The organism is Spirosoma luteolum (assembly GCF_054778875.1).
Genome location: NZ_BAAGZE010000003.1, coordinates 748,179 through 762,975, shown reverse-complemented (window position 1 = coordinate 762,975; position 14,797 = coordinate 748,179). Strand labels below are relative to the sequence as shown.

The following is a 14,797-nucleotide window of genomic DNA, read 5'->3' as shown; positions in this document are numbered from 1 at the left end:
GTACCGCACTTGTCAACTGAAAACTGTAAACAGAAAACTGTAGACTTCACTGTTAAATCTCCAACCAATGTCGTTCAAAAAGAACAAGAAACTCAACAGCGATTTTGCCAGCGTGACGATCAGTCTGGCGTCGCCGGAGTCTATTTTGGAGAGTTCCTACGGCGAGGTGACACAGCCGGAGACAATCAACTACCGGACTTACAAGCCGGAGATGGGTGGCTTATTCTGTGAGCGCATCTTCGGTCCTGTAAAAGACTGGGAGTGTCACTGCGGTAAGTATAAGCGGATTCGCTACAAGGGTATCATCTGCGACCGCTGTGGCGTGGAGGTTACCGAAAAGAAAGTCCGCCGGGAGCGTATGGGCCACATCGAACTGGTGGTGCCCGTAGCGCACATCTGGTATTTCCGCTCGCTGCCCAACAAAATCGGATATCTGCTCGGCCTTTCGACCAAGAAACTCGACCAGATCATTTATTACGAACGGTATATCGTTGTTCAGCCCGGTGTAAAGGCTGAAGACGGTATCAACCAGCTCGACTTTCTGACCGAAGACGAATACCTGGACATTATCGACAAACTGCCCAGCAGCAACCAGCATCTCGACGATAAGGACCCGAACAAATTCATCGCCAAGATGGGGGCCGAGGCACTGGAGATGCTTCTGTCGCGCGTGCAACTCGACGAGCTGTCGTACTCGCTGCGCCACGCTGCCGCTACTGACACGTCGCAACAACGGAAAGCCGAAGCGCTTAAACGCCTGAAAGTCGTAGAAGCGTTCCGGGAAGCCAATGGCCGCATCGAGAACCGTCCCGAGTGGATGATCATCAAGATGGTGCCGGTTATTCCGCCCGAACTGCGCCCGCTCGTCCCCCTCGACGGTGGCCGGTTTGCTACGTCTGACCTGAACGATCTGTACCGGCGCGTTATCATTCGGAACAACCGTCTGAAACGCCTGATCGAGATCAAAGCGCCCGAGGTAATTTTGCGTAACGAAAAGCGGATGCTTCAGGAGGCTGTTGACTCGCTGTTCGACAATTCGCGGAAAGTAAACGCTGTTCGTTCGGAAGGCAACCGCGCGCTGAAATCGCTGTCGGATATGCTGAAAGGGAAGCAGGGTCGTTTCCGGCAAAACCTGCTCGGTAAACGTGTCGACTATTCAGGTCGTTCGGTTATCGTGGTTGGTCCTGAACTGAAACTGCATGAGTGCGGTCTGCCGAAAGACATGGCCGCCGAGCTTTTCAAGCCGTTTGTGATTCGTAAGCTTATTGAGCGGGGAATTGTGAAAACGGTGAAATCGGCAAAGAAAATCGTAGACCGGAAAGATCCTGTTATCTGGGATATTCTGGAAAACGTACTGAAAGGACACCCTGTACTGCTCAACCGGGCTCCAACGCTGCACCGGTTAGGTATTCAGGCGTTCCAGCCCAAACTGATCGAAGGTAAAGCAATTCAGCTGCACCCCCTCGTCTGTACGGCTTTCAACGCTGACTTTGACGGTGACCAGATGGCTGTGCACGTACCACTGGGGCAGGAAGCTGTTCTGGAGGCTTCGCTGTTGATGCTGGCATCGCACAACATTCTTAACCCGGCCAACGGTGCGCCGATCACGGTACCGTCGCAGGACATGGTACTGGGTCTGTATTACGTAACGAAAGGGCGTAAGAGCATTCCGGAGTATCCGATTGCGGGTGAAGGCATGACCTTCTATGGTGCCGAAGAGGTAATCATCGGTATCAACGAAGGGAAAGTGTCGAAACACGCCAATATCAAGTGCCGGGTTCGCGTTCGGGACGAGAGTGGTGAACTGGTCTACAAGGTGATCGATACGGTTGCCGGCCGACTGCTGTTCAACCAGGCTGTTCCGGAAGAAGTAGGCTACATCAACGAACTGCTGACGAAGAAAAAGCTGCAGCAGATCATTGCCCTGATCTTTAAGATTTCGGGTGGTGCCCGTACGGCTCAGTTCCTCGACGAAATCAAAGAACTCGGGTTCCAGATGGCGTTCAAAGGTGGTCTGTCGATCGGCTTGAGCGACGTTATGATTCCGGAAGCTAAACAGGGACTCGTTGACGAAGCGAAAGCTGAGGTACAAAGTGTCTGGGATAACTACCTGATGGGTCTGATCACGGAGAACGAACGCTACAACCAGGTCATCGATATCTGGACGCGCGTGAACTCCCGGCTGACCGAGACGCTGATGAAGCAGCTCGAAGCCGATCAGGGTGGTTTCAACTCGATCTACATGATGATGCACTCGGGAGCCCGTGGTTCGCGTGAGCAGATTCGTCAGCTGGGCGGTATGCGGGGCCTGATGGCCAAGCCGCAGAAAAACCTCCAGGGGTCGGTTGGTGAGATTATCGAAAACCCGATTCTGTCGAACTTCAAAGAAGGGCTCGACGTACTCGAGTACTTTATCTCGACACACGGTGCCCGGAAAGGTCTGGCCGATACGGCGCTGAAAACGGCCGATGCCGGTTACCTGACCCGTCGTCTGCACGACGTAGCACAGGATGTAATCATCAGCGAAGACGACTGTGGTACGCTGCGCGGCCTGCAGGTGTCGGCTCTGAAAGATAACGAAGACATCGTCGAACCCCTGTCGGAACGGATTCTGGGCCGCACCACGGTACATGATATCTTTGATCCGCTCAAGAAAGATGAAGAAGGCAAACCACTGAAGCTGGTTGGTTCGGGTGAACTGATCACGGAAGAGATTGCCGCAGCGATCGACGAAACGAGCATCGAAACGGTTGAAATCCGGTCGGTACTGACCTGCGAATCGCGTCAGGGTGTCTGCGCCAAGTGTTATGGTCGCAACCTGGCTTCGGGCCGCATGGTCGACATCGGCGAAGCCGTGGGTGTGATTGCCTCGCAGTCGATTGGTGAGCCAGGTACTCAGCTTACCCTGCGTACGTTCCACGTGGGTGGTACGGCTTCGAACATTGCGGTCGACGCGTCGATCAAAGCTAAGTTCGACGGTCTGATCGAATTCGAAGAAATGCGTACGGTTGAGTCGGAAGACAACGAAGGAAACCCACAGACGGTTGTTATGGGCCGCTCGGGCGAAGTTCGGATCGTTAGCCCCGAAGACCGCAATATCGTATTCATCAGCAACAACGTTCCTTACGGCGCGTTCCTGCGAGTGAAAGACGGCGACATGGTGAAGAAAGGCGACGACATCTGCGCGTGGGATCCTTATAACGCCGTTATTCTGTCGGAGCTGACGGGTACACTGCACTTCGATGCGATCGAAGACGGTATCACCTATCGCGAAGAATTTGACGAACAGACGGGCTTCCAGGAGATGGTCATCATCGAGACCCGTGACAAGGCCAAAAACCCGGCTATCGTTGTTCAGGGCACCACAACGCTGTCGCTGCACCTGCAGGACACCGACGCAGGTGGTCTGCTTCAGAAGAGCTACAACCTGCCGGTTGGGTCGCGTCTGGTCGTCAAGGAAGGCCAAAAAATCAAAGCTGGTCAGCCGCTGGCGAAGATTCCCCGGAACGTGGGTAAAACCCGCGACATTACGGGTGGTCTGCCCCGCGTAACGGAACTGTTCGAAGCACGTAACCCGTCGAACCCGGCGGTTGTGAGCGAGATCGATGGCGTAGTTACGTACGGAACGATCAAACGGGGTAACCGGGAGATTTTCATCGAGTCGAAAGACGGCACGAAGAAAAAATACCTGGTACCGCTCTCGAAGTTCATCCTGGTACAGGACAACGACTTCGTACGGGCTGGTGCTCCCCTGTCTGACGGAGCCATTACGCCGAGCGACATTCTGGCCATCAAAGGCCCGACTGCTGTTCAGGAGTATCTGGTGAACGAGATTCAGGAAGTATACCGCCTGCAGGGTGTAAAAATCAACGACAAGCACATTGAAGCCATTGTGCGGCAAATGATGCAGAAAGTTGAGATCATCGATTCGGGCGATACCAACTTCCTCGAAGGTCAGGTAGTTGATAAGTGGGCGTTCCGCGAAGAAAACGACAAGATCCTCGACGCGAAAGTGGTTATGGACGCCGGTGATTCGCCAAACGTAAAACCAGGTCAGATTCTGACGAGCCGTCAGCTCCGCGACGAGAACTCGAGCCTGAAACGGCGCGACATGGCCCTGGTGCAAGTGCGCGATGCCATGGCTGCCGTATCGCAGCCAACGCTGATGGGTATCACGCAGTCGTCGCTGGGTACCGACAGCTTCATCTCGGCCGCTTCGTTCCAGGAAACGACGAAAGTACTGAGCGAAGCCTCGATCCGTGGCAAGCGTGACCACCTCGACGGTCTGAAAGAGAACGTTATCGTTGGTCACCTGATCCCGGCTGGTACGGGTATCCGCCGGTACCAGAGCGCGATCGTTGGTTCGAAGGAAGAGCTCGAAACCATTACCGAATCGCGTGAGCAGTTCACCAAAAGCAAGAAGAAAGCGCTGGCCTAGTCAGTGCTGGTACAAATACAAAAAAAGCCGCCCCGATCAACTCGGGGCGGCTTTTTTTGTTGAACGTGTGTAGAAGCCGACAGCTGTTGCCCAAACCTCGGTAAACCGAAAAGAGACACTGTTTATGGCTTGAATCCGGAACAAAAGACTTTATTTACCCCTTACGTAATCAAAATAACACGACAGGTTATGCAACTCGACGCTGGGTGCGAATTACAATTTACCGCACAGGAACCAACGCCCCTGATATTAATGCTTCGTCCACGCTCGGGAGCCGGGCAATGGATCGTACGGGAAGAATACACGATTACTCCTGCGGTGAACGTGACGGAATTTACCGACATGTATGGTAACCTGTGCCAACGGCTGGTAGCGCCAGAGGGTCCATTCTCGATTCAATTTGCGGCTACCGTTCAGACCGCCGATACTATTGATATAGAGCCGGGGGCGCCTTACTCGCCGGTTGAGGAGTTGCCGGATGATGTGCTGCACTATACGCTGCCAAGCCGATACTGCCAGTCGGATATGCTGAGCGAGCTGGCCAGCCAGATTACGCAGGAAGTTGCACCCGGGTACGATCAGGCGGAAGCAATCCGGGCCTGGATCAATACCAATATCCGCTATGAGTACGGCACCAGCAATGCCAGTACGTCAGCAGTAGATACGGCTGCACATCGGGTTGGGGTATGCCGCGATTTCACACATCTGGGTATCTCACTGTGCCGCGCGCTGAACATTCCGGCGCGTATGGTAGTCGGTTACCTGTATCAACTGGACCCGATGGACCTGCACGCCTGGTTTGAGGCATACGTTGGCGAACGGTGGTACACCTTCGACGCGACCCAGCGGGAACCCAAAGGAAACCGCATCACCGTTGCCTATGGGCGCGACGCAGCCGATGTGGCCTTCACTACGCAGTTTGGAGCCATGACCCTCGATACGATGCGGGTGTGGGTCAATGCTGTCGAGGAGGTTGCCTCAAAAAAAGATGCAGACTGAGGCAACGCTTTGTGGCCGAATCGAATCCTGATAAAAACTAAACGTCCCATGAACGCACGTCTGCTTTCGGTCGCTACTGGTCTGATGCTCAGTGTACTGACTGGGTGTCAGGAATCGAGTCCCGTTGATCCGCTTACGCTGGCAAAAACGGTGGCCGGTGATTACCAAACCAACGCCTACGCCGACCCGATCTGCGTCGCTGTGCCATCAGACAAAATGGCCCGCACCTCTGTCAGGGCCATCGGTGATAGCAGCATTACCGTTGTTTTTCGCCGTTTCTATCCTGCCGATCAATCATTCACGCTGTCGCCCATTCGGCTGACTCGCCAGGGAGAAGCTATTCAATTGTGGCAGGACAAACGTCTGGTTGGTACCTGGCAAAACGACCGGATCTTTACCGATAACGGTCGTGAGACACAAGCTAACGTACTGCGGCTAGTTAATCTGAAGGCTAGCACAGACAGCGTGTCGTTCATAGGCTATCGGTAACCACTGTGGCTCAAAAAAAGGGGCAACACCGTCTGGTGCTGCCCCTTTCAAGTATAGAATGAACGTTGCCTACCGAATGGCAAACTCTCCTGCACCAATGCGGAAACCTTCCGAATACAGTTCAACTGTGTATTTACCCGGTTTGTAGGGAATGCCGCGCGAGTAGAGTAACTCGACGTTTTGTCCGTTGCTGGTGTAATTAACTGTCTGTTTAGTCGTGTAAATGGTTTCGTTACCATCAACGCTAAACGTGCCGGAACCATTGGCCATGTCCGATACAACAGCCCCGTTGGGGTCCAGTACCCGAACAAACACTTCCTTAGGCTCTTCTTTTGTGAGGGGGTTATCGAGGAGCGTATAAACCAGCTTGATTTTATCAAGGCGCTTGGCTTTGTAAGCATCGTCCTCTTTAACCTTGCCCTTGGCGTTTACAGCGAAAACTTTGACATTCTGTGCTTTCAGTGCAGCCGCCCGGGTCACTTTTGTAGACAGTTCCTGGTTTTTCGTCGCGATGGTCGTTACCGAATCCGATAGTTTCTGCTTTTCGGTTTTCAAACCCGTATTTTCCTCGTCGAGTACTTTAACGTTCGTAGCGAGGGTCACGTTTTCGCGCTGTAGGTTGGCGATAAGCGTATCCTTTTCAACCAGGAAAGCTTCGTACTGCTTGATTTTGGCTTCGTATTTGGCCAGCGAAACGCGGTTGCCCCGACGAAGGGAGGCTTTATCCTCTTCCAGCTGGGCTTTTACTTTCTCAAGTTCACTGACATCGCCACCCAGCTTTTGTACTTCGGCAATTTTGGCATCCAATGCCGTAGAGATCGAATCAAGCTTGACGCGGGTTGTCGATATTTCTTCAACGCGCTCGGAAATAGTTACTTCCTGATTTTCGGCAACCTTCTTCTGATCAAAATACAGGTAACTCGAAACGCCTGCCAGTCCCGTCATAATGACGAGCGCAGCCAGCAGGGCGCCGTTTGTTTTTGATCGTTGGGGATTGTTATTCTCCATAGCAATTTTCCAGTTTAACGATTTAACATGCACTCTAAACGTGTAGCGGTTATTGCATTCAAAGGGGGAAAAGTTGTCGTAAAGTGAGCTATGGATGCGTAATTAGTAAGGCAGCACAGGCAGTACCCTAACGTATGTAGGCAAGGCGATATTGTACTGTAAAACGGCTGTCTGGTTTGGAAAGTTCAGAATTAAGCGCTTGACAGACAACAGATTCGCCCAAAGCGCGGTTCTGGTAACCTAAAAAAAGCTATAAAAAATACGTGTTTTAACCAGTGTGCAACCAGGTGAACAAGCCCCCCGAACGGGTCGTTATACAGGGAAACAAGCCCGTATATGCCTGAGTTACCCGAAGTCGAAATAAGACGTCAGTATCTGGAATCGACTGCCCTGTACCAACCGATTCAACACATTGAGGTCGAGGATAAAAAACTGCTGACAACCAGTTATACAGAATTGCAGAGCCGGTTGCAGGGCCGGCAGTTTACGGGCACCGAACGGGTTGGTAAAAACCTGTTTGTTTATACCGACGACCCAGCCGTGATTGTGCGGATGCACTTCGGAATGACGGGCGATCTGGAGTATTATCATTCGTCCGTCGACCGTCCACGCTTTGCCCGTATCGTTTTCGAGTTTGGCACCGGATTCAATCTGGGATTTTTATGCCCCCGCAAATTTGAACGTGTCGGACTTGTCGACTCTGTAGCTGGGTATCTGGCTTCGAAAAAAATTGGCGAGGATGGCCTGAAGATAGCGTTACCAACCCTGACTGATCGGCTACGGCGACGTAAGGTGGCGGTAAAACCAGCCCTGCTCGACCAGCAGGTGGTTGCCGGTTTGGGTAACTGGATCGTTGACGAGGTACTGTTTCAGGCCTTTGTGCATCCTGAGCAACGAACCAATACACTGACCGACGGCCAGATTAGCGCGATTCATAACGCTATACGGTTGGTACTGGAAACAGCCATCCGGCACGAAGCCACCTACCGTTTCTTTCCAACGTCATTTCTGATCCATGCTCGTGAGTGGGATACATCACCCCATGAGGCAACACAGGCCCATCGATATTGTCCGCGTTGCGGCACTGAAATAGCCCGCATGGTGGTAGGTGGGCGCACGACATACTATTGTCCGAAAGAGCAGGTTCTGCCTGTTTAAACAACCGGTTGATAACGAATGGACAAGATGCAGCAGGATTCGTTGGGAAATAGCCCGGTATGCGCAGAATAACTAGTAATTTGTTGTAGTTTTGACTTATTCTACCCAAAATATAATGCAGTTATACGATAGGACTGTAAGGCTTATTCGGTAGAAAGGGTAAACGACACTCATCCAATGAATAAAACGGTGGACATACAAAATCGGCTAAAGCTAGTTTTTGATGCGCTGGGCATTACCATTTATCAAATTGCCAAGGAATTAGGCGAGAATCCGTCCAAGTTTTACAACATACTGAACGGGCGCGCCAAGCCATCATACGATACCATGATGAGCTTGCTGACCTGCTATCCGCAGATTAGTGCTGATTACCTGATTCGGGGAAGTCTGCCTATTCTGAATGCGCCCGAGACCAATGCCACGATCCTCAGCGCCGACGATGATACTGTTGAGGTGCCTTTCGTGCCGGTTCGTTTCTACGCTACGTTCGTGGAAAGCTATGCTGACGGGGGGAGCACGCTGGAAACCGAGCCGTTTCGAGTACGGAAAGCCATAACCCGGAACTATCGTAACCCCGTAATCCTCGAGATTTCGGGCAACAGTATGAGCCCGCAACTGGCCCACGGCGCCAAGGTACTGGCGGTGCCGGTCAGTGAAAGCGACTGGGAGTACCAGTCGGGCGGTGTATATGCCGTCATGTATCGCGATTACTTTGTTGTGAAACGCATTCGCGACAATGAAATCATTACGCGTCGCTACCTGACGCTCCATTCCGATAATCCCAATGGCGGTAATGTAACCGTACCCGTGCAGGATATCCGGGGGCTCTGGAAAATCGTATCCATCGTCGAAGCACCGGTAGAATAAGCCTTGGGTGTACGAATTAGACACCAGCAACTGATGCCTGCTCATTCAAACAGGCTGCCAACGCGTGTCTGTTACCGACCAAGGTAGCGGGCACGCGTTGGTGTTTTTGCACCTTTTGGAGACTGGCTCCCCTGTAACTGCTCAAATAAGCCCGTTCAATCAGACAAAAAGAATAATTGGGCTGCCGCAAGAATATAGGAGACGGGTTTGTTTTCTGGTTGAGTTTCAGTAATTTTGCGTCCTGATTTGCGGGGGTGTCTGCCTGGCAGGCAAGCCGCTAAGAATCAATTGTTTTTGAAACGTATAACTCTCAGTATAACAAGCTAATGGCTCGCGATTTAAAGTTCACGAGAAACATCGGTATCGCTGCCCACATCGACGCGGGTAAGACGACCACTACCGAACGCATTCTGTATTACGCTGGCGTAAGTCACAAAATTGGCGAGGTACACGACGGCGCTGCTACCATGGACTGGATGGAGCAGGAGCAGGAGCGTGGTATCACGATTACTTCGGCTGCTACCACTGTCGACTGGACCTATCGCGAGCAGAAGTACCACATCAACATTATCGATACCCCGGGTCACGTTGACTTTACGGTTGAAGTAAACCGGTCGCTGCGCGTACTGGATGGTCTGGTGTTCCTCTTCAGTGCCGTTGACGGCGTAGAGCCGCAGTCGGAGACCAACTGGCGTCTGGCCAACAACTACAACGTAGCGCGTCTGGGCTTCGTTAACAAAATGGACCGGTCGGGTGCCGATTTCCTTAACGTGTGCAAGCAGGTGAAGGAAATGCTGGGCTCGTATGCAGTCCCCCTTCAGCTGCCAATCGGCGAAGAAGATAACTTCAAAGGCGTTGTTGACCTGGTTAACTTCCGCGGTATCGTCTGGAATGAGTCGGACAAAGGCATGACCTTCGAGGTTGTCCCCATCCCCGAAGACATGATGGATGAAGCAACCGAATGGCGCGAAAAGCTGCTGGAAGCGGTTGCTGAATTCGATGACAGCCTGATGGAAAAATACTTCGAAGATCCAACCTCGATCTCGGAAGATGAAATCCTGGCTGCCCTGCGTAAAGCTACGATCAGCATGAAGATCGTTCCGATGCTTTGCGGTTCGTCGTTCAAAAACAAAGGCGTTCAGACGATGCTCGATTACGTGATGGCCCTGCTGCCATCGCCCCTCGACAAAGAGAGCATCAAAGGTACCAATCCAAATACGGGCGAAGAAATCTCGCGGAAACCGTCGTCGGAAGAGCCATTCTCGGCCCTGGCCTTTAAAATTGCTACCGATCCCTACGTAGGTCGTCTGTGCTTCGTTCGTTCGTACTCGGGCGTACTGGAGTCGGGTTCATATATCCTCAACAACCGGTCGGGCAACAAAGAGCGTATCTCGCGTATCTTCCAGATGCACGCCAACAAGCAAAACCAGATCGAGCGTCTGGAAGCTGGTGACATCGGTGCCGTAGTCGGTTTCAAAGACATCAAGACGGGCGATACCCTGTCGGATGAGAAAAACCCGATCATTCTCGAATCGATGGTGTTCCCCGAGCCTGTTATCGGTTACGCTATCGAGCCTAAGAAAACGGCCGATCAGGACAACTTCTCGAAAGCCATTGGTAAGCTGATCGAAGAAGACCCAACCCTCAAAGTTGAGTCGAACGACGAAACCGGCCAAACCATCATCCGGGGTATGGGTGAGCTGCACCTTGAGATTATCATCGACCGGATGCGTCGTGAGTTCAAGGTTGAAGTGAACCAGGGTGCCCCCCAGGTAGCGTACAAAGAGAAGCTGACCAAAAACGTCGAACACCGCGAAGTTTACAAGAAACAGACGGGTGGTCGCGGTAAATTCGCCGACATCGTATTCGAACTCGGGCCCCGCTCGGAAGACGAAGCCGGTATTGTTCAACCTGGTCTTGACTTCGTAAACGGTATCGTTGGTGGTGTTATCCCCCGCGAATTCATCCCTGCTATCCAGAAAGGATTCGACGAGTCGCTGAAAAACGGCCCGCTTGCCGGCTTCCCGCTGGAAAGCATGAAAGTACGTCTGTTCCACGGTTCGTACCACGACGTTGACTCCGACTCGCTGTCGTTTGAAATGGCTGCCCGTCTGGGCTTCCGTGAAGCGGCTCGCCAGGCTGGTCCGAAACTGCTCGAACCGATCATGGCTGTTGAAGTACTGACGCCGGAAGAATACACCGGTCCAATCACGGGTGACCTCAACCGTCGCCGGGGTGTGATGAAAGGTATGGATACGAAAGCCGGTTCGCAGGTTATCAAGGCTGACGTTCCTCTGTCGGAGCTGTTCGGCTACGTAACTGATCTGCGCACGATGTCGTCGGGCCGGGCAACTGCCAACCTGACCTTCTCGCACTATGAAGTTGTTCCGCAGAACATCTCTGACGCCGTTGTGGCCAAAGAGAAGGGGAGCAGCCGAAACTAATTGCTATTGACATTGGGCGGTCGTTCTGCTGAACGGCTGCCCATTTTTTGTGTCCTGCCGGAGTAAATGGTTCTTTCGACAGCGATGTTTCACTTAACGAACCAAACCACAATGAGCCAAAAAATTCGCATTAAGCTGAAGTCGTTCGACCACATGCTGGTTGACAAATCGGCCGAGAAAATCGTGAAAGCGGTTAAGTCGACCGGTGCTATCGTTAGCGGGCCCATCCCCCTGCCAACCGATAAAGAAATCTACACGGTACTGCGCTCGCCCCACGTCAACAAAAAGGCACGGGAGCAGTTCCAGCTTTGCACCTACAAGCGCCTGGTTGATATCTACAGCAGCAGCGCGAAAACGGTTGACGCCCTGATGAAGCTCGAACTTCCCAGCGGTGTTGACGTTGAGATCAAAGTCTAACGATTACAGCGAAACGCAGAACGGCCGCCGGCTCGATACAGATTGTATCAGGCCGGCGGCCGTTTCGTTTGCATGAATTTGCCGAGCCTAGACAGCAGCCTTGCGGGGCTGAGTCGTCATGAAGTCTTTCAGGTAATAAGGTTCGAAGGTAGCCGGATCTTCAAACCGCCCGGCTCGGTAAGCCTCCCGGGCGAGTTGCCCGATGGTACGGGCCGAGGGTGTAATGAGTTGCCGTATGAAACGAGCATTCAGGTGGCTACCGACAACAGCTTCGCACTTGGCCGCGCCATCGCCGAAAAATACGACCGGCCCCTGGGCCAGCCATTGCCCGAATGACTGCTCATCGACAATGACAGCCGCTGTGGGCTGCAATTCGGCCCCGGCCGTGTCATAAATAGCGCAGTAAACCTCCATGCGTCGCGCATCGATCATCGGACATAAGCGCGTCTCCGGCATGTAGAAGGCACGTACCTGTTCGGCCATAGCCGTTAGTGTATTGACCGCCAGCAGCGGTTTGTCGAGCGCAAAGCAGAGCCCTTTAGCGGTCGACACGCCAATGCGCAGGCCAGTGTATGAACCGGGGCCCATCCCAACGGCAATCGCATCGAGCTGATCCAGCGAATGGCCCGTCTGAACCACCAGATCCTGCATGAGGGTAGTCAGCATGGCCGAGGAGGTGCGCTCAATGTATAGTTCATAACACCCCAGCAGTTGCTGGTCGCTATGAAGGGCAACCGAGCAAACCGTGGTGGAAGTGTCGAGAGACAGAATAAGCATAGCAACGACGTTGGCCATATCCAGCGGCCAACTTTATTTCTTTTTCAGAATAGACTGGTATCTGGGCATATCGCCAAAGAGGGTCAGCGCTGCCTTTAGTTCGGGGTCGCTGGCAAATGACGCTTCCTTTATGCCTTTTTGCAGATAATAGTGGCCGGCAATCTCTTCATCGAGCAGGGCCCGCACTTCGCCCTTAAATGTCATCAGGTCGGCGTCTTTGCTGTGCGACATTTTGGTCTTAAGCGATTTCAGCTGATCCTGAATTTGGTCGAAATACTTCTCTTTTTTGGCCGATGCTTCAAGTTCGCCCAGGTCTTTCTCGACCTGCGTCGTATAATCATACTCCTTATCGGCCACCCATTTTACGAAATCGGCATACTCGGCATCCGTGAGTTTGAAGTCGCGGGCCGGCTTGATCGTAGGGTGGTCATGATGGTATTTTACTGCGTAATCGAATATCAGCCCTTTACTGGTCAGGCTTTGGGCAATGGGGGCCGGCGCAGGGGCTTCGAGAACGATGTCGGGCAGTACGCCACCACCATCATACACCGTGCGCCCAGCCTTGGTTTTAAAGGCAGTCTGCAGTGAATCCGGAATTTTGCCGACGCTGCCATCGGGATTGCGGTGGCTGTAGTCGATTGCCTGGATGCAGCGTCCGCTCGGAATATAATACTTGGCGGTCGTAATTTTTAGCTTGGTGTTGAACGACAGTTCGCGCGTGGTCTGTACAAGGCCCTTGCCATAGGTCCGTTGTCCGATCAGCACGGCTCGGTCGTAGTCCTGCAAAACGCCCGATACGATTTCGGCGGCCGAGGCACTATGGCTGTTGGTCAGCACCACAATCGGGATGTCCAGGTCGACGGGCGCGTTGAGGGCCGTGTAGGTTTTGTTCCACTCCGTCACCTTGCCTTTGGTCGTTACGACTTCCGAGTCTTTTGGGATAAAAATGTTGCAGATATCGATGGCCATGTTGAGCAGCCCGCCGGGGTTCTCCCGCACATCGAGCACCAGCTTTTTCATGCCTTTGCCCTTCAATTCCTGCACCGCCGTTCGCACCTCACGCGAGGCCGTAGCGGTAAAGTCTTTCAGGTCGATATACCCCACGTCGGCCGACAGCATGCCGTAGTAAGGTACGTTGGTCATCTTCACCACATCGCGCATCACGGTTACGTCGACCGGATTGGCTACGCCGAATCGTTTTACCGTTAGCTTGACGCCTGTATTGGTTTGCCCTTTGATGAGTTTACCCGCATCGGCATCTTTGCGACTCTTCACGTCAACGCCGTCGACTTTAATGATTTCGTCGCCGATCTGCAGCCCCGATTTCTCAGCCGGTGTACCTTCATAGATCATCAGCACAATACTCTTGCCCTGCCGCTGACCGATGGCCGCTCCGATACCGTTGTAGCGGCCGGTGGTCATGGTCATGTAATCTTCAATCTCATCTTCCGCGTAGAAGTTGGTGTACGGATCGAGCGCCTTCAACATCGCATCGATGCTGGTCTTCACCATGCGGTTTGGGTTGATCTCGTCGACATAGTACATGTTCAGCTCTTTGAAGAGCGTCGCGTAAATGTCGAGGTTGCGGGCGATTTCGAAGAAGCGATCGTCGGTTTTAAACGAAAACAGACCAACCCCCCCGGCCACGAGCGCCGTTGTGGCCAGCAGCTTTACCCGGTTGCTGAGGTGCATAGGAGATAGTTTAAGGGTTGTGGTTTATAGCTTGTATGGCCGAGCGTTGTATAGCAACGTCTGTGCCGGTAAAGCGGTAGCCCTAGAGTTTCTTTAGGGCTAATTTCACGCCTTTTTCTATCTCTTCAAACGAAATTATCTGCTTGGCGGTATAGAGAAATGCAATCTGCGCGGGGAGGGGGCGCGTGCGACCTTCGGCGGTGAGCAACAGGTCTTTGTTGAGCCGATACGCTTCCCGAATGCGCCGACGAATCTGGTTACGGTCGACAGCGTGTTTGAACTGCCGTTTCGGTACCGTAATAACAATGGCGGGCAGGAGCGGGGTGGTATCTGGAGCGGGCAGGTAGAGGACCCTAAACGGAAAAAGGTAGAACGTCCCAACGGTCGCACTACCTTTTTTAAAAAGCTCACCCAGTATTTTTTTGCTGCAAAGCCGCTCCGATTTGGTGAAGGTTTGCTGCATAAAGTCTGATCAGTAGAAGTTGTGGATTGTGTAACCGTGTTCAGG

The 14,797-nt window shown here is 52.9% G+C and carries 11 protein-coding genes; 7 read left to right on the top strand and 4 right to left on the bottom strand.

From position 1 onward, the window contains the following. The first annotated feature begins 67 nt into the window (after positions 1-67). From rpoC to ACYVAC_RS05850, 3 genes are all read left to right on the top strand, one after another. Complete coding sequence (gene rpoC, locus ACYVAC_RS05860) at positions 68-4,438, top strand: DNA-directed RNA polymerase subunit beta' (RefSeq protein WP_461096663.1); 4,371 nt, start codon at positions 68-70, stop codon at positions 4,436-4,438. Positions 4,439-4,627: 189 nt separating this feature from the next. Then, positions 4,628-5,437 (top strand): transglutaminase domain-containing protein, encoded by an 810-nt coding sequence (locus tag ACYVAC_RS05855; protein WP_461096662.1) that lies wholly within the window; start codon positions 4,628-4,630, stop codon positions 5,435-5,437. 48 nt (positions 5,438-5,485) lie between these two features. Next, a complete protein-coding gene (locus ACYVAC_RS05850; RefSeq protein ID WP_461096661.1) occupies positions 5,486-5,926 on the top strand; it encodes a hypothetical protein in 441 nt (146 codons plus the stop codon). 69 nt (positions 5,927-5,995) lie between these two features. Here ACYVAC_RS05850 and ACYVAC_RS05845 read toward each other — a convergent pair whose 3' ends face one another. Next, complete coding sequence (locus ACYVAC_RS05845; RefSeq protein ID WP_461097007.1) at positions 5,996-6,934, bottom strand: hypothetical protein; 939 nt, start codon at positions 6,932-6,934, stop codon at positions 5,996-5,998. Positions 6,935-7,270: 336 nt separating this feature from the next. Between ACYVAC_RS05845 and ACYVAC_RS05840 the strand changes: the two genes are divergently transcribed. The 4 genes from ACYVAC_RS05840 (at position 7,271) to rpsJ (ending at position 11,820) form a co-directional block, all read left to right on the top strand. Next, positions 7,271-8,092 (top strand): Fpg/Nei family DNA glycosylase, encoded by an 822-nt coding sequence (locus ACYVAC_RS05840; protein WP_461096660.1) that lies wholly within the window; start codon positions 7,271-7,273, stop codon positions 8,090-8,092. Between the two features lie 177 nt (positions 8,093-8,269). Continuing rightward, a complete protein-coding gene (locus ACYVAC_RS05835) occupies positions 8,270-8,959 on the top strand; it encodes a LexA family transcriptional regulator (protein ID WP_461096659.1) in 690 nt (229 codons plus the stop codon). Between the two features lie 326 nt (positions 8,960-9,285). Beyond that, a complete protein-coding gene (fusA, locus tag ACYVAC_RS05830) occupies positions 9,286-11,403 on the top strand; it encodes an elongation factor G (RefSeq protein WP_461096658.1) in 2,118 nt (705 codons plus the stop codon). 111 nt (positions 11,404-11,514) lie between these two features. Beyond that, the gene (gene rpsJ, locus ACYVAC_RS05825; protein ID WP_077922220.1) at positions 11,515-11,820 is read left to right on the top strand and encodes a 30S ribosomal protein S10; all 306 of its coding nucleotides are present in this window, start codon (positions 11,515-11,517) and stop codon (positions 11,818-11,820) included. A gap of 87 nt (positions 11,821-11,907) precedes the next feature. Here the strand turns inward: rpsJ and tsaB are convergent, their stop codons facing one another. The 3 genes from tsaB to ACYVAC_RS05810 form a co-directional block, all read right to left on the bottom strand. Beyond that, a complete protein-coding gene (tsaB, locus tag ACYVAC_RS05820) occupies positions 11,908-12,597 on the bottom strand; it encodes a tRNA (adenosine(37)-N6)-threonylcarbamoyltransferase complex dimerization subunit type 1 TsaB (RefSeq protein WP_461096657.1) in 690 nt (229 codons plus the stop codon). 33 nt (positions 12,598-12,630) lie between these two features. Then, positions 12,631-14,289 carry a S41 family peptidase gene (locus ACYVAC_RS05815; RefSeq protein WP_461096656.1) on the bottom strand — a complete coding sequence of 553 codons (1,659 nt, stop codon included), beginning with the start codon at positions 14,287-14,289 and terminating at the stop codon, positions 12,631-12,633. A gap of 82 nt (positions 14,290-14,371) precedes the next feature. Continuing rightward, positions 14,372-14,752 carry a ribonuclease P protein component gene (locus tag ACYVAC_RS05810; RefSeq protein WP_461096654.1) on the bottom strand — a complete coding sequence of 127 codons (381 nt, stop codon included), beginning with the start codon at positions 14,750-14,752 and terminating at the stop codon, positions 14,372-14,374. Positions 14,753-14,797 lie beyond the last annotated feature (45 nt).